13 protein-coding genes are annotated in these 15,750 nt (G+C 72.1%); 8 read left to right on the plus strand and 5 right to left on the minus strand.

Annotation, left to right across the window (positions count from 1 at the left end; translation table 11 throughout):
• The coding region (locus tag AAHZ94_RS12605) for a helicase C-terminal domain-containing protein (protein ID WP_349992931.1) at positions 1 to 1,478 on the plus strand (1,478 nt) is incomplete at its 5' end.
• A 147-nt stretch (positions 1,479 to 1,625) separates the two neighbouring features.
• Here AAHZ94_RS12605 and AAHZ94_RS12610 read toward each other — a convergent pair.
• The 3 genes from AAHZ94_RS12610 to AAHZ94_RS12620 are packed head-to-tail and all read right to left on the minus strand — an operon-like array spanning position 1,626 to position 3,561.
• Positions 1,626 to 2,036: an RloB family protein gene (locus AAHZ94_RS12610; RefSeq protein ID WP_349992932.1), complete on the minus strand. Its 411-nt coding sequence runs from the start codon at positions 2,034 to 2,036 to the stop codon at positions 1,626 to 1,628.
• Complete coding sequence (locus AAHZ94_RS12615; RefSeq protein ID WP_349992933.1) at positions 1,966 to 2,274, minus strand: RloB family protein; 309 nt, start codon at positions 2,272 to 2,274, stop codon at positions 1,966 to 1,968. The genes AAHZ94_RS12610 and AAHZ94_RS12615 overlap by 71 nt, the downstream gene beginning before the upstream one ends.
• Positions 2,275 to 3,561 (minus strand): AAA family ATPase, encoded by a 1,287-nt coding sequence (locus AAHZ94_RS12620; RefSeq protein ID WP_349992934.1) that lies wholly within the window; start codon positions 3,559 to 3,561, stop codon positions 2,275 to 2,277. It abuts the gene before it with no gap.
• Positions 3,562 to 3,814: 253 nt separating this feature from the next.
• Between AAHZ94_RS12620 and AAHZ94_RS12625 the strand changes: the two genes are divergently transcribed.
• A complete protein-coding gene (locus AAHZ94_RS12625; RefSeq protein WP_349992935.1) occupies positions 3,815 to 5,464 on the plus strand; it encodes a DNA repair helicase XPB in 1,650 nt (549 codons plus the stop codon).
• Between the two features lie 463 nt (positions 5,465 to 5,927).
• Here AAHZ94_RS12625 and AAHZ94_RS12630 read toward each other — a convergent pair whose 3' ends face one another.
• Positions 5,928 to 6,155 (minus strand): hypothetical protein, encoded by a 228-nt coding sequence (locus AAHZ94_RS12630; RefSeq protein WP_349992936.1) that lies wholly within the window; start codon positions 6,153 to 6,155, stop codon positions 5,928 to 5,930.
• A 796-nt stretch (positions 6,156 to 6,951) separates the two neighbouring features.
• Between AAHZ94_RS12630 and AAHZ94_RS12635 the strand changes: the two genes are divergently transcribed.
• From AAHZ94_RS12635 to AAHZ94_RS12655, 4 genes are all read left to right on the plus strand, one after another.
• A complete protein-coding gene (locus tag AAHZ94_RS12635) occupies positions 6,952 to 9,396 on the plus strand; it encodes a HelD family protein (RefSeq protein ID WP_502964656.1) in 2,445 nt (814 codons plus the stop codon).
• A 235-nt stretch (positions 9,397 to 9,631) separates the two neighbouring features.
• On the plus strand, positions 9,632 to 10,426 hold the full coding sequence (locus tag AAHZ94_RS12640; RefSeq protein WP_349992937.1) for a hypothetical protein: 795 nt from the start codon (positions 9,632 to 9,634) through the stop codon (positions 10,424 to 10,426).
• A 270-nt stretch (positions 10,427 to 10,696) separates the two neighbouring features.
• Positions 10,697 to 11,443, plus strand: coding sequence for an RHS repeat-associated core domain-containing protein (locus tag AAHZ94_RS12650; RefSeq protein WP_349992938.1), 747 nt, complete (start codon positions 10,697 to 10,699; stop codon positions 11,441 to 11,443).
• The gene (locus tag AAHZ94_RS12655) at positions 11,444 to 11,914 is read left to right on the plus strand and encodes a hypothetical protein (RefSeq protein WP_349992939.1); all 471 of its coding nucleotides are present in this window, start codon (positions 11,444 to 11,446) and stop codon (positions 11,912 to 11,914) included.
• Positions 11,915 to 12,279: 365 nt separating this feature from the next.
• Here the strand turns inward: AAHZ94_RS12655 and AAHZ94_RS12660 are convergent, their stop codons facing one another.
• On the minus strand, positions 12,280 to 12,996 hold the full coding sequence (locus AAHZ94_RS12660; protein WP_349992940.1) for a copper homeostasis protein CutC: 717 nt from the start codon (positions 12,994 to 12,996) through the stop codon (positions 12,280 to 12,282).
• Between the two features lie 58 nt (positions 12,997 to 13,054).
• Between AAHZ94_RS12660 and AAHZ94_RS12665 the strand changes: the two genes are divergently transcribed.
• Together AAHZ94_RS12665 and AAHZ94_RS12670 are read left to right on the plus strand one after the other, a co-directional pair.
• The gene (locus AAHZ94_RS12665; protein WP_349992941.1) at positions 13,055 to 13,843 is read left to right on the plus strand and encodes an HD domain-containing protein; all 789 of its coding nucleotides are present in this window, start codon (positions 13,055 to 13,057) and stop codon (positions 13,841 to 13,843) included.
• Between the two features lie 434 nt (positions 13,844 to 14,277).
• Positions 14,278 to 15,618, plus strand: coding sequence for a Cmx/CmrA family chloramphenicol efflux MFS transporter (locus tag AAHZ94_RS12670; RefSeq protein ID WP_349992943.1), 1,341 nt, complete (start codon positions 14,278 to 14,280; stop codon positions 15,616 to 15,618).
• Positions 15,619 to 15,750 lie beyond the last annotated feature (132 nt).

Genomic DNA, 15,750 nt, shown 5'->3' on the forward strand with positions numbered 1-15,750 from the left:
GGGGGGGGGGGGGGGGGGGGGGGCCCCCCCGCCGGGGGGGGCGCCCGCGGGGGGGGGGCGGGGCCGGCGCCGACCCCACCAGCGGCGACGACCTGCGCACCCGCCTGGCCCGCTGGACCCTGACCGAAGCGGAGACGCTGGGCATCACGGGCCGGGGCGCACTCTCCGCCCCAGGCCGCGCCCTCATCAACGCGAGCGCCGCCCCAACCACCCGTACGACCGGAACGGGGACGGAATCCGGGGCCGGAGCGAGGACAGGGGCCGGAGCGGGGACGGGGGCCGGGGCCGGAGCGGCGGCCGAACCAGGAGTGGGCTCCGGCACCACAGCCGTCGCCGGCGCAGCCGCGAAAACCACAACCGGAACCACCTCCCGAAAACCCTCCAAAACAACCCCGGCCCCCACCCGACCCACCCAAGCCACAGCCCCCACTGCTCCCACAGCTTCCGCCGACCTCCCCACCCCGGCTCCGACCGCCGCCGAACTCGCCGCGGCGGGAGCCGTGGCCGCCCGGCTGCTCGCGCCGCTGCTGCCGCAGCCGCTGGACCACGTACTGCTCCAGGCCGACCTGACCGCCGTCGCCCCGGGACCGCTCGAACGCCACCTCGCCGAGGTCCTCGCCGTACTCGCCGACGTCGAATCGAAGGGCGGCGCGACCGTCTACCGCTTCACGCCGGCCTCCGTCCGCCGCGCCCTCGACTCCGGCCACGCCGCCGCCGACCTGCACGCCTTCCTCGCCGCGCACGCACGCACGCCGGTGCCGCAGCCCCTCGCGTACTTGATCGACGACGTGGCGCGGCGACACGGACAACTGCGGGTCGGCGCGGCGTCGGCGTACCTGCGCTGCGACGACGACGCCCTGCTGGCCGAGATCCTGGCCGACCGGCGCTCCGCCGGCCTGCGACTGCGCCGACTCGCGCCCCCCGTGCTGGCCGCCCAGGCCGAACCCACGGCGCTGCTGGAACGGCTGCGCGAGATGGGGTACGCGCCGGCGGCGGAGTCCGCCGAGGGCGACGTGCTGGTCACCCGCGCCGACGCGTACCGCACTCCGCAGCGCATCGCGCCCGCCCCCGTACCCGACGGCCCGCCGGCGCCCGACGGCACGCTGTTGCAGGCGGCGGTACGCGCCATCCGCGCCGGCGACCTAGCAGCAACAGCAGCCCACAAACCACCCCACCCCACGGCCCCCCAACCCCCCACAACCGCCGCCCAACCACCGCAGACTCCCACCACCCCCGGCCAACTCCCCCGCACCACATCGGCCGAGACCCTGGCCACGATGCAGGCCGCGGCCCTCACCGGCTCCGCAGTCTGGATCGGCTACGTCAACGCAGACGGCGCAGCAAGCCAGCGAGTGATCGCCCCGGTCCGCGTAGAAGGCGGCTTCGTCACGGGCTACGACCACACGGCAGACGAGGTCCGCACGTACCCACTCCACCGGATCACGGGCGTGGCGGAACTGGCGGATGAGGCGCTTTGAGGGGGGTGGGGGTGCGTCCTGGGAAGCCGGGCGGGACGCCCCGCCCTGCTGTCCTGCCGGCCCGCGTGAACGCGCAGGCCCATGCTTCATTCCGCTGACCGACGGTCACGAGACTGAAGCGGACCTTCCAGGCTCCGGGTTCGCTGCTCAGCGCCCGCCAGACCGGGCCTCGTGCAACAACCCCACGAGTATGTCCACGTCCGTCCACGGGTTGGCTTGGTGGCCGCGGTCCGTGCCGGCACGCAACTTCTGGGCGCGCGCCTCGGCTTGGGCATGACGGGCTCCGTCCGGACCAGCGAGCTTGACGTAGTCAAGGTGCTTCCGCTGGACCGCGTAGCCGCAGGCGCCGTCCTTCTCCAGCGCCCTCTGTGCATCGGCCGAGGTCTGATAGGCCAAGACATGTTTGATGTGGAGGAGGAGCCAGAGTTCGAAACACGGATTGGACAGGGCCATCCGCACACCGGATCGCCGCGCGAGCGCTATCGCCTCATCGAGGGAGGCATGCGGAGCCGGCGCCTCGACGTCGACGACGCACCACACCCTCGTCGTAGGGCGCATGCCTGTCTGCTGCCGATCGCCCGGCTCGGTCTTTGTGCTTGACGGCTGACCGCACCAAGGACAACGGCTCGCCATGATCAGGCCCGATGCTGATCGTTACGGGCAACGACTTCAGTTCCTGCCGCAGCCCCTTGAAGTACTGGTCCTCAGTACGTTCGCCCTCGCAGTAGATCAGGAACCTGCGCTGCTCCGAACGCGAACTGCCGGCTCGCCGCAACGGCTTCGTGCGATGCCCCACCTACGCACCTCCGACTGCCTCGGAAATCTCGCGTAACACATCATCATCCAGATACGGGACAGCCCCGTAGCGTCCGGTGAGATACCTCTTCTCCCGGTTTTCCTCGGCGTCACGCACATGGAATTCCGTCAGGGGGAAAAGCCGGGTCGCCAAGGTGTCAGGGTCCTTCTCTGTGAACCACACCTGATCCCGGTAGAGCTCCGACCGCACGTTCCTCCCCAACAGGGAAGCCTCATGGGTGCTGAAGATCAGCTGTGCGCCCTTGCGGTTGACCTCGGGCGACTGGAACATCCCGACGACGGCATCGACCAGATACGGGTGCAGTCGGGCATCGAGTTCGTCCACGCAGAGCACCGACCCCTGGTCGAGCGTGGCGAGCACGGGCCCCATGAGCCCGATCCACGTACGCGTGCCACTGGACTCCTCCGCGAGGTCCAGCGGGAAGATTCCCTCCGCGGTGCGATGCTCCACCCGCACGGAATGAAGGTCGTTCGTCTGGACCCGCACCCGCTCTCCCAGCGCTTCTTTCATCACCTGCATGAGCCGCCGGTACTCGTCCATCACCGCCTCGTCCGGGTCTTCGACCTTCAGCCCGGAAACCCCCAGATCGGCGAAGTGAAGCAGCCTCAATACGGGCGCCGATTGACCCTGCGCAGGATCTCCGCGCAGAAGCTCGACCGTGTGGGCGAGACGACCGCTGAAGTTCCCGTCGGTAGCAAGGCGCAGGCCGGACTGAAACCAGCGGTACACCTCACCGAGCTGCGCATGCCCCTGCGCTGCCGCAACGGACAGGTAGAGACTGTTCGGACGGAGCAACTCAGAAATGATCTTCTTCCGGCCCGTCAGTGAGCGGCCGAACACCACCGTGGCATCCGCCTTGCGCTCGTACAGCCGACTGGCCCTGCGCTCCGGGTAGAAGTAGAGCCACTCCTCCGTGACCTTGTCGTCGTCAACGGAGAATCCGAATTCGTGGCGCACTCCGTTCAGTGCGAAGTCCACGGTGAACGACGTCGACCAGGACCCCGCGCCCTGCCGGAGCGAGAAGGAGCGGCGCGGAACGCCGCCGGCCGGGTCCCAGCTCCGGAACGAGGACAGGACCGCTTGACGCATCCAGCCGATCGCGTCGATGACGTTCGACTTGCCGGATGCGTTCGTCCCGTAGATCGCGGCCACGGGTACGACTCGGTGGCCGCCGCTTGCGAGCTCCCGCTCCGCCCGGCCCGGGTGGCTGTCGGAGGCGACCAAGGACAGCTCCTGCTCGTCACGCAGCGAAGCGTGGTTGGTCACCTGGAACCGAAGTAGCACGGTAACCCCCTCAAGCATTTACAGATGTCGCTGAACAGCTTCCTGGAGCAGAATCCGACGATACAAGCCTCTAGGCGCAATCACTAGGCGATTCACTCTCCCGTGGGCACAGCGCCCGTGCCTCGTCTCCAAGGTCCCGTAGCAGTTCCTCACCTCCGCCTCCGCCGCATGCGGCAAACTGGAGGTTTGGCCGTCCATAACCGGGCGGGTCACTCTGCCGGAAGGACTCACCCACGTGAACGGACCCCTCATCGTCCAGAGCGACAAAACACTCCTCCTGGAGGTGGACCACGACCAGGCGGGCGCCTGTCGTCGGGCCATCGCGCCGTTCGCTGAGCTGGAGCGCGCGCCGGAGCACATGCACACCTACCGGGTGACGCCGCTCGGGCTGTGGAACGCCCGGGCGGCCGGGCACGACGCCGAGCAGGTCGTGGACGCGCTCGTCGAGTACTCCCGGTATCCGGTCCCGCACGCCCTGCTGGTCGACATCGCCGAGACGATGGCGCGCTACGGGCGGCTGCGGCTGCTCAAGCACCCCACGCACGGGCTCGTCCTGGAGAGCAGCGACCGGCCGGTGCTCGAAGAGGTGCTGCGGTCGAAGAAGGTGCAGCCGCTGGTGGGGGCGCGGATCGACGCGGACACCGTGGCCGTGCACCCGTCCGAGCGCGGGCAGATCAAGCAGACCCTGCTCAAGCTGGGCTGGCCGGCCGAGGACCTGGCCGGGTACGTGGACGGCGAGGCGCACCGGATCGACCTGGACGAACAGGGCTGGGCGCTGCGCCCGTACCAGCAGCAGGCCGTCGAGGGGTTCTGGCACGGCGGCTCCGGCGTGGTCGTGCTGCCCTGCGGCGCGGGCAAGACGCTGGTGGGCGCCGGGGCGATGGCGCAGGCCAAGGCGACCACGCTGATCCTGGTCACCAACACCGTCTCGGCCCGGCAGTGGAAGCACGAGCTGGTCAAGCGCACCTCGCTGACCGAGGAGGAGATCGGCGAGTACAGCGGTACGCGGAAGGAGATCCGGCCGGTCACCATCGCCACCTACCAGGTGCTGACGACCCGGCGGAAGGGCATCTACCCGCACCTGGAGCTGTTCGACTCGCGGGACTGGGGCCTGATCGTCTACGACGAGGTGCACCTGCTGCCCGCGCCGGTCTTCAAGTTCACCGCCGACCTCCAGGCCCGGCGTCGGCTCGGTCTGACGGCCACGCTCGTCCGGGAGGACGGCCGCGAGTCGGACGTGTTCTCGCTGATCGGCCCGAAGCGGTTCGACGCGCCGTGGAAGGAGATCGAGGCCCAGGGGTACATCGCGCCGGCCGACTGCGTCGAGGTGCGGGTCAACCTGACCGACAGCGAGCGGCTGACGTACGCGACCGCGGAGGCCGAGGAGAAGTACCGCTACTGCGCCACCACCGCCTCCAAGCGGCGCGTCACCGAGGCGCTGGTCAAGCGGCATCAGGGCGAGCAGACGCTGGTCATCGGGCAGTACATCGACCAGCTCGACGAACTCGGCGAGCACCTCGGCGCCCCGGTCATCAAGGGCGAGACGACCAACGCCCAGCGGGAACGCCTCTTCGACGCCTTCCGCGCCGGCGAGCTCTCCGTGCTCGTCGTCTCCAAGGTCGCCAACTTCTCCATCGACCTGCCGGAGGCGACCGTGGCCATCCAGGTCTCCGGCACCTTCGGTTCCCGCCAGGAGGAGGCCCAGCGGCTCGGCCGGGTGCTGCGCCCCAAGGCGGACGGGCACGAGGCCAGGTTCTACTCGGTCGTCGCCCGCGACACCATCGACCAGGACTTCGCCGCCCACCGCCAACGCTTCCTGGCCGAACAGGGCTACGCCTACCGGATCGTCGACGCGAGCGACCTCCTCGCGGGCGAGGACGCCTGAGGGCAGCGTCCGCGACCCGGGTCCCGGGGCCCGCCCAGGGACAGCCCGTCTGGGGACAGCCCGTCTGGGGACAGCCCGTCTGGGGAGGCCGCCCGGGAATGTCTGGGGGCGTCTGACGACGCCTGGGGAGCGGCACGGGGCGGCTCCCCGTACGGAGGAGGGCGGCGCGGTCGGTGCGGCGTGCGGGCGCGGGTCGTACGGGATCGAGGCGCACGGAATCGGGGCGTACGGAATCGGGGCGTACGGGCCAGAGCGGGGCAGGCAGGCGATCGCGCGCGTACGGGCAGGTCGCGCGCGTACGGGCGGGCTGGTCTCAGGTAGGCGCGGCGTCACCCACAGTGGCGGGTGCGGTCAGAGGTGGCGGTGGCGGGGTGGTCTTGGCGGGCCGGGCCACGGTCCTGACGGGAGGGGCCGCGGGGCCGGGCGGAAGGGGCCGCGCACCGGTGGCACGGCTCGGGCGCTGCTACCTGCGGCGGACGCCCGCGTCCTCGTAGTCGCCGAGCACGGCGACGCTGAAGGCGGTGGAGGCGAAGACCTTCACGGCACGGAAGGCGGTGCCGAGCGGGCGGCGGGCACGCGGCGTGGAGGCGGTCGCGCAGTGTGCGGACGGCTGTGCTGCGGACCCGGCGGAGGTGCCGAAGCTGCTGGTCGTGAGGGCGGTCGGGCTGGCGGTGACGGTCGCGGTGGTCATGTGTTCCATCGTCGTGCCCGTACCCGGCCCGGGCATCGGCCGCGCGGCGTAAATGACGGTCGGCGCCCCTCCGCCCCCAGGCCCATGGCGTCCCCTACGGGAGGCGGAGCCCGACCCTGAGACCCCCTACCCCCGGGAGGAGCCGCCCCTGAGCCAACCCTGATGTCTGCCCCGAGGCGGAACCGTCCCGTCCCCACCGCCGCCGGACCGGCCCCGCCCCCGGGCCCACTCCCGGCCCACCGCCGGTCACGCAGCGCAACATCTCGCGCCCCCGCGCGGCGCCGGCCCGTACCGCCTGCGCATCGCGCCTGAACCCCTGCGCATCGCGCCCGTACCGTCCCCGGCGGCTCCCACCCGCGCCGCCGGCGACCCGCCCGCCCGTACGATCCACGCACCCCCGCCCGTACGATCCAGCGCCGCCCGCGTACCGTCCACGCACCCCCGCCCGCGCCCCCGACGTCCCGCGGCCCGCCCCCACGGGGAAATATTCGCTCGCGCCCGGCCGTCCCCATGGTTAAACTCTCGCTCTTCCCCGGGGCGACCGGGGCTTCCCGCCTCCCTCACCGCAAGGGAGCGCCGCCGACCGGACGGAAACCGGTCGGTCAACCGCTCACAGCCACGCGTAGGTGTCGACCACTGACGTGCGCCCACGCGCGCCGTCGGACGGTTCGTCCACCTCCGCTCCACCGCCGGAGGCAACACCGTGCCCTCGCACGCCCAGGAACCGTCCGCAGCCGACCGCCCCCCCGCCGAAGCACCCGCCCCACCCGCCCCACCCGCCCCACCGGCCCCGGCGGTGGCGGCAACGGACGACCCCAACGGCGCTGAAGGTCCCGACGGCGCTGAAGGTCCCGACGGTCCTGACGGCGCAGCCAGGGCAGACGGCGCAGCCAGCACGGACGACGGCGGGCCGCTCGGTCGGGAGCGGGCGCACCTGGCCGCGTCCCGGGCCGCGTTGCGCGCCATGCGGGTGGACGTGGAGTCGCTGGACACCAGCGACACGGCCGGCAACTGGGTGAGCGCGGAGTCCCTGCGGCGCACCATCGACGACCGGATCAAGGCGCTCGCCGACCTCTCCGACACGCCACTGTTCTTCGGCCGCCTCAGCTACGGGCACACCCACCACACCACCGAGGCGCCCGCCGCCACCCCGGTCGCGGCGGGGCCGATCCCGGACCAGCCGGCGGCCGGCAGCACCGCGGACGAGGTCGGCGACCAGTTCTACATCGGCCGCCGTCACGTCCACGACGCGGGCGGCGAACCCATGGTCATCGACTGGCGCGCGCCCATCTCGCAACCCTTCTACCAGGCGTCCCCGAAGCAGCCGATGGACGTCGTACTGCGGCGCCGGTTCGGCTACACCGGCGGCGAGTTGACCGCGTACGAGGACGAGCCGCTGAGCGGCCCCGGCGCGGACGGCGGCGAGCAGACCAGCCGGCTCCTCCAGACGGAGATCGAGCGCCCGCGCGTCGGCCCGATGCGCGACATCGTGGCGACGATCCAGCCCGAACAGGACGAGATCGTACGCGCCGGCATCGGCGGCACGGTGTGCGTCCAGGGCGCTCCCGGCACCGGGAAGACCGCGGTCGGCCTGCACCGGGTGGCGTACCTGCTGTACGCGCACCGCGAGCGGCTGGCCCGCACCGGCACCCTGGTCATCGGCCCCAACGAGTCCTTCCTCAGCTACATCGAACAGGTGCTGCCCGCGCTGGGCGAACTCCAGGTCAAGCAGGCGACGGTGGCGGACCTCGTGGCCCACGTGGAGGTGCGCGGCACCGACGGCGCGGACCGGGCCCGGATCAAGGGCGACGCGCGGATGGCCGAGGTGCTGCGGCGCGCGCTGCGCTCCGGTGTGCGGATGCCGCAGGAGCCGGTGGTCGTGGTGCGCGGCTCGCGGCGCTGGCGGGTCCCGGCGTATGAAGTGGAGGAGATCGTCAGGGAGTTGCTGGCCCGCGACATCAGGTACGGGGCGGCCAGGGCGGCGCTGCCGCAGCGCATCGCGCACGCGGTGCTGGTGCGGATGGAACAGGCCGGCGAGGCGCCGCACGACCGGGTGCAGGACGCGGTGGCCCGCAACGCGGCGGTCAAGGCGGCGGTCAAGGAGATCTGGCCGCCGGTCGACCCGGTGAAGCTGGTGCTGCGGCTGCTCTCGGACCCCGAGGCGCTCGCCGAACACGCGGAAGGCATCCTCAGCGAGGCCGAACAGCACACCCTGCGGTGGGAGAAGCCGGCGCGCGGCCCGAAGTCGGCCAAGTGGTCGGCGGCGGACGCGGTGCTCATCGACGAGGCCGCCGACCTGATCGAACGCACCCCCTCGCTCGGGCACGTGGTCCTGGACGAGGCGCAGGACCTGTCGCCGATGCAGTACCGGGCGGTGGGCCGGCGCTGCACGACCGGCTCGGCGACCATCCTCGGCGACATCGCACAGGGCACCACTCCGTGGGCGACCGGCAGTTGGACCGAGGCCCTGCACCACCTGGGCAAGCCGGAGGCGCGCGTGGAGGAGCTGACCCGCGGCTTCCGCGTACCGCGCGAGGTCATCGCGTACGCCTCCCGACTGCTCCCCTCCATCGCCCCCGACCTGGCGGAAGCGACGTCGGTCCGGGAGTCGCCGGGGTCGCTGGAATTTCGGCGGGTGGGGGGTGCGCCCGCGGGGGCTGCGGCTGCGGCTGCGGCTGCGGCTGCGGCTGCGGCTGCGGCTGCGGCTGCGGGGGAGGGTGTCGCCGCTGAGGGGGGCCCGGGTGGCGGGACCGCCGCCCTGGACGCGGAGGTCGTGGCGGCCTGCCGGGAGGCGCTCACCCAGGAGGGCTCCATCGGCCTGATCGCCGCGGACGCCCGCATCCCCGCCCTGGCCACCGCCCTGACCGCGGCCGGCCTCAGCCACCTCGCCCCCGGCGACGAGACCACCGCCGCATCGCGCCTGACCCTGGTCCCGGCCTCGCTGGCCAAGGGCCTTGAGTACGACTACGTGGTCCTGGACGAACCGGCCGCGGTGGTCGCGGGCGAACCACTACTGTCCGGCCCCACGGTCCAGCCGCCCACGACACCCGCCGGCGAGACCGCGGCCGAGACCGCAGCCCCAGCCTCGACCGAACACTCCCCACAGATCCCCGCCCACCGCACGGGCCTCCGCCGCCTCTACGTAGCCCTCACCCGAGCCGTCTCGGGCCTCACCATCGTCCACGCCCAGCCCCTACCGGCGGAACTGGCGGGGAGGGAGGAGGGTTGGGCGGGGATTTAGGGCGGTGTGGGGCGGTGGTGGTGCAGGGGGGTGGCTCCGCGGAGGCTGGTGGGGCTACTCCCCGATGGGGTAAGGGCGTTGGTGGACCCGCCGGGTGAACGGCCACTCGCCAGCGCCCTGATCGGCACCCGGCACATTTCGACGTGCTGTCATTCGGTCGCGTCTACGCCAGATCGATACGCGAGCCCTGACCCGCTGGGGCTGGAAAATCGCTTGCCTCACCATAAGGACCCCCGTGCGCTACGCAATCGCCGAAGCGGTGACCACCTACTTGTCCGAGACCGGCACGGGCATCGGGGCGGATTCCGGCGCGGGCCCCGGAATGGGCCACCTCTCCCGGTACTCGTTGAGCGGCGGGTACGTAGCCGCGGGCCCGTATGGCAACACCCAGGAGCGCGAGAAGCACGCGCGCGCGACGTCCGGGAGTTGCGACTGGCTGTGGTTCGACGGTGACGAGATGCGGTTCGACGCGCGAAGCGGGCTGTTGACGAGCCTCTTGCTCGCCGTGCCGGAAGAACCGCCGGCGGATGCCCAGGACAGTGCGGCGTGGCTGTCGGTGCCGACGCAGCCGGGAGGGCTCGCGATCACCCCGGGGACGAATTTCGATCTGAACCGGGCGGAGAGCCGATGGTGGGACGATGCGGTGACTGCGCTCGTGTGCCTCTACCCGGGGCGCCCCGCTCGCCCACAGCGGCGGGTACGGCTCGCCGTTGCGCCGGGTCTTTCACTGCTGTGGGGAGACGAAAGGTTGGCCGGCTGGATGTTGGAGGACCCGGCGCGGCACCTCGTCCACGACTGGGAACCGGCCGTCACGGCAGAGACCACACCACGTACGCGTGCGCTATTGGGCGCCTACCTCTCCCTCCTCTCACCACCGTGGATCGAGGCAATGCAGGAAGGTGACCCGGGTGTACTAGCGCGGCTTGCGGGACTGCGCCAGGCCATCTCCGACGGCGACTCGGACGCCCAGCGCACAGACGTATTGGACCGGGCCGTAGGCGACCTGATGGAGCATTGGTACGACGTTTAGGCGTCTTGCGGAGCCGACACAGGAGGGGAGGGCCCGCGTACCTGCCGCCTCCTCAACGGCCAACGCCGCACCTGGGCCTACGCCTGGGGCCCGGACGACCGCCTCACCAGCGTAATTACCCCGAACGGCACCCGTTGGCGCTACATCTACGACCCACTTGGCCGCCGCACCGCCAAACAGCGTCTGGGCGGCGCCGACGAAGAGGTCGCAGACGAGATCCGGTTCTCCTGGGACGGTACCCGACTGGCGGAGCAAGTCTCGATCGGCAAGGTGACCGAGGGGGCCGCCACCACCTGGGATTACGCCCCCGCCACCCACCGTCCACTCACCCAAACCGATTACGCGCCGGCCCAACCCGACCCACCCAGCCGAGTCCTCACCCAGGCCGGCCTCCGCTTCCACGCCATCGTCACCGACCCGATCGGCACCCCACAGGAACTGGTCACTCCAACCGGCACCCTGGCCTGGTCCCCACGCACCACGCTGTGGGGCACTCCCCTGCCAACCCTGCCCAACCCTCAGAACGTCGACTGTCCTCTCCGTTTCCCGGGCCAATACGACGACCCGGAAACGGGCCTGCACTACAACTACTTCCGCCACTACGACCCGGAGACCGGCCGGTATGCGAGCCCTGATCCGCTGGGGTTGAAGGCTGGGTGGAACCAACACGGATACGTGGGCAATCCGCTGGGGTGGCTGGACCCCTTGGGGTTGCATGCATGCGCAGAACCCGACGAGATATCGAAGAATATCTCCCAGCACGCTCTTCAATCGGCGCAGAGACCCGACGGCAAGGGAACACACTTCGTCAGGGGAGTAGACGAGAGGGCACTTCCATATTATGTAGACGGCATAATAAACGGCGATACCCCCAATGTCGAAGTGAGATACCTTAGTCGCGGACGAGTCGGCTACTGGGACACAGAAAAAGAGGCCATCGTCATTGAGGACGGCAACGGAGGAACCGTCTTCACGCCGTCCGAAGGGAAACGCTACTTCGACACTATCCTTAGATGATTGGAAGTCGTGACGCCCATGGTGTGCACAACCTCTCTCAGCGCCTCCCAGTTCGAGGTCATATTCCAACTGACTTACCACCTCACCGAAGTGAGAGAAGCAAGTCTCGCCAAACAGGGATGCTCGCAAGAAGATGCACAAGCGCTCTTGGCGACCGTTGAGGAAATTCGCACCTTCGTGGATCACGCACGTGCGGAAGACGTCTTGAGCATCACCATCGGGATCAGCGACCATACGGACGCTCAGCCAGGCCGTCCAACGGCCCCCGTACGACATGCGGCACCGTCACCGACCGAGCATTCAACGCTGCTTCCGCAGCGCCTAGCTCGCCTGTGGCCTGCCATCCTCAGGTTCACGGTCGACGCTCTGGGCGAGGCCGAGATCTTCTATCGGACCGGCTACAAAGGTGCCGAGATCGATGACGCGTTGCGGGCTCTGGCGGTGGGGTGGAGTGGGGATTCGACACTCTGACGCTCGGCACGCTGGCGCATCTTTTCTCGTCGAGCGGGCCCGTGCCGGCAGCGCTGGCCCTATCGATGAGATCGTCTAACTGACCCGCGCCGACGCGGCAGACGTTCTCGTCAAATTTCTCGCCGGGCAATTCTCGGCAGATGACTTCTCGGAGTGGGCCGAGACAATGCATGGCCTGGATACGACCGGAGTCGAAGAGGGGGCCCGGCGGGCCCCGGGCGCAAGGCGTTGCCGCCAAGGCCGGGGCCCGTACAACGGCTAGTGCTCGTACGACGGACAGCACTCGCACAACGGGCAGCGCCCGTACGGGATCACGCCCAGGTCACGTGTCGGCGTCGAGGGGGGCGCCAACGGCGCACTCCCCCTCAGCCCACCCTCACCGACGCATCCAACGCCGCCCGCCACCCCGCGACCGCCTCCGCCTCCACCGGGCCCGACCAGCCCTGGGGGCGGGCCGCGCCGCCGATGTGGAAGGCGTTGATGCCTGCGGCGCGGAGTTCGGGGAGGTGGTCCAGGTGGAGGCCGCCGCCCACCAGGATGGTCGGCTCGTAGCCGGGTTCGGCCGCCGCGCCGCGGGCCGCTTCGGCCACCAGTACGGGGAGGCCGGCGGTGACGCCGTCGGCCGCGCCCGCGGTCAGGTACGTGTCCAGGCCGGGCAGGTCGAGCAGGCGCTTGCGGGCCAGGTCGCGGTCGGCGGCCCGGTCGATGGCGCGGTGGAAGGTCCACGGGGCGCCCTCGACCGCTTCGGCCAGGGCGCGCACGGTCGCCAGGTCGGGCTGGCCCGCGTCGTTCAGGAAGCCGAAGACGAACTGGTCGGCGCCGGCCGCGCGCAGTTCGCGGGCGTTCGCGCACAGCGCGGCCACCTGCTCGGCGGTGCCGGCCGCGAAGCCGTCCGTGGCGCGCAGCATGACGCGTAGCGGAAGGTCGACGGCGGACCGGATCGCGGTGAAACCGTCGAGCGTGGGGGTGAGGCCGTCGGCTGCCATGTCGGTGACCAGTTCGAGGCGGTCCGCCCCTCCGGCCTCGGCCGCGATCGCGTCGGCCCCGTCGAGCGCGCTCACCTCAAGAATTGGTCTAGACATGTAACACAGCCTGCCACACCCCGGGCCGCAACCGGAAGACGCGCCCCACAATTGGCCTATGCCAATCCCCAGCCCCCACCCCGACCAGCCGTCCGACCCGCACCCCGGGCCGGCGTCCGCCGCGCATACGCCGCCCCCACCGGCGGCGGACCCGCCCGCCGCGTCGGCAGCAGACGCCGCGGGCCCGGCCGGGGAAGGGCCACATCCCGCCACCGAAGCCCTGCTCGCCCGCTGGTCCCACACGCTCGGCAGGGCCCGCGGCGACGCGCCGGGGCCCGACCCGGCCGCGTACGGCGCGAACCTGCTGGCCCGCTGGGCCGAGCCGCAGCGCCGCTACCACACCACCGACCACCTGCTGGCCGTGCTCGACCACGTCGACGCGCTGGCCGAGCACGCGGACGACCCGGACGCGGTGCGGCTCGCCGCCTGGTTCCACGCCGCCGTCTACCTCCCGGACCGCTCGACCAACGAGGAGCGCAGCGCCCGGCTGGCCGAGCGCGCCCTGACCGAAGCGGGCGTGCCGGCGGCCACCACCGCCGAGGTGGCCCGGCTGGTCCGGCTCACCACCGGGCACGACCCGGGCGCGGGCGACCGCAACGGCCAGGTGCTGTGCGACGCCGACCTGGCGGTGCTGGCCGGCGCTCCCGCGGCGTACGCGGCCTACGCGGCGGCCGTACGGGAGGAGTACGCGTTCGTCCCCGAGGCCGCGTTCCGCGCCGGCCGGGCCGACGTGCTGCGTCAACTCCTCGCACTGGAGCGGCTGTTCACCACGCCGACCGGCCACGACCGCTGGGAGCGCCCGGCCCGCCACAACCTCGCCACCGAACTGGAACTCCTCGGCGGGTGAATCGGCCACCCACCGGGCCGCACCTTCCCTGGCCGGCCGCGCCTGCCGCGTCTGGCCGCACACATGGCCGTGCATTCCGCGTCTGGCCGCGTCTGACCGCACCCGCTCGCCCGGGCGGGGGCGCCTGCCCGCCTCCGGCCGCCCCGCCCACCGGAGGACTCCCGTCCGTACGAGACGGCTGCCCGTACGAGGCGGCTGCCCGTACGCGCCGGGCCCGTACGCACCGGCTTCCCGTACGGGGCGATCCCGCACGAGACGACTCCCGCATGGCCAGCCGCAGGCGACCAGGTGACCGCAGGTCGCCGGGGACGGTGGCGGGAATGGTGAGTGGCGGGTGGCTGTTTATGGTGGTCATGCCCGTCCCCAGTGAACGCACCGCGGCACCCGCCGCCGCAGCCCCTGCCGCCGCCGTCGAGCCGCCCACCAGCAACCGGATGCCCATCGCGGTGTACGTGCTCGGGCTCTCCGTCTTCGCCCTCGGCACCTCCGAGTTCATGCTCTCCGGGCTGCTCCAGCCGCTCGCCCGGGACATGGGCGTCTCCATCCCCCAGGCCGGCCTGCTGGTCTCCGCGTTCGCGGTCGGCATGGTGGTCGGCGCGCCGGTGCTGGCCGCCGCGACGCTGCGGCTGCCGCGCCGTACGACGCTGATCGCGCTGCTGGCCGTCTTCGGCCTCGGGCAGATAGCCGGCGCCGTCGCGCCCTCGTACGGACTCCTCTTCGCCTCCCGCGTGATCAGCGCGCTGGCCTGCGCCGGGTTCTGGGCGGTGGGCGCATCGGTCGCCGTGTCGCTGGTGCCGGTGACCGCGCGGGCCAGGGCGATGGCCGTCATGGTCGGCGGGCTGAGCATCGCCAACATCGCCGGCGTCCCGGCCGGCGCCTTCCTCGGCCAGCACGCCGGTTGGCGGGCCGCGTTCTGGGCGGTCGCCGCGCTCTCCGCGGTCGGGCTCGTCGGCGTGGTCGCGCTGGTGCCGCGCACCGCGCCGGCCACCGGCGCCGACGCCCCCTCGCTCCGCCGCGAACTGCTCATCTACCGCGACCGCCAGGTCTGGCTCGCCCTGGTCACCACCGCCCTCAACGGCGGCGCCGTCTTCGCGCTCTTCTCCTACCTCGGGCCGCTGCTCACCGAGACCTCGGGAATGGCCGAGAGCTGGGTGCCGACGGTGCTCGGGCTGTTCGGCGTCGGCGCGCTGATCGGCACCGCCGTCGGCGGGCGGATCGCCGACGCCCACCTGTTCGGCACCATCTCGGGCGGCATCACCGCATCCACCGTGGTGCTCGCGCTGCTGGCCCTCACCGCCCAGTGGCCGGTCGCCGCCGTGACGCTGTCGCTGCTGCTCGGCGTCACGTCCTTCGCCACCGCGCCCGCGCTCAACGCCCGGATGTTCAACGTCGCCAGCGAGGCGCCCACGCTGGCCGGTGCGACCACGACCTCCGCGTTCAACATCGGCAACACGCTCGGCCCCTGGCTCGGCGGCCTCGTCATCGGCGCCGGCTGGGGCTACCCGGCGGTCGCCTGGACCGGCGCCGCGCTCGCCGCCCTCGCGGTCGGCACCACGGTGGTGGCCGTCCGCATCCACCGGCAGACCGCGCCAGCGGCCCCGGCCCAGATCAGCCGCATCGTCGCCAGCTCGGACGCCGCCAGCCCGGCGGTCACCAGCCCGGCGGTCGCCGGCTCTGAGGTCACCGGCTCAGCGCCGGACGCCGCACCCGGCGCCGTCCCCGTGGCCGACACCGAGGCCGGGGCCGCGCCGAAGGCAGGCTGCGCGACCGGCTGAGGACCGGCGCCGGGCGACCGTCGTCCAGCGGGCGGGGCGGGGCGGGGGGCCGGCCCCCCCCCCCCCCCCGGCCCCCCCGCCCCGCCCCCCCGCCCCCCCGCCCCCCCCCCCCCCCCCCCCCCCCCCCCCCCC

Origin of the sequence: Streptomyces sp. HSW2009, from assembly GCF_040240285.1 — a bacterium.
GTDB lineage: Bacteria > Actinomycetota > Actinomycetes > Streptomycetales > Streptomycetaceae > Streptomyces.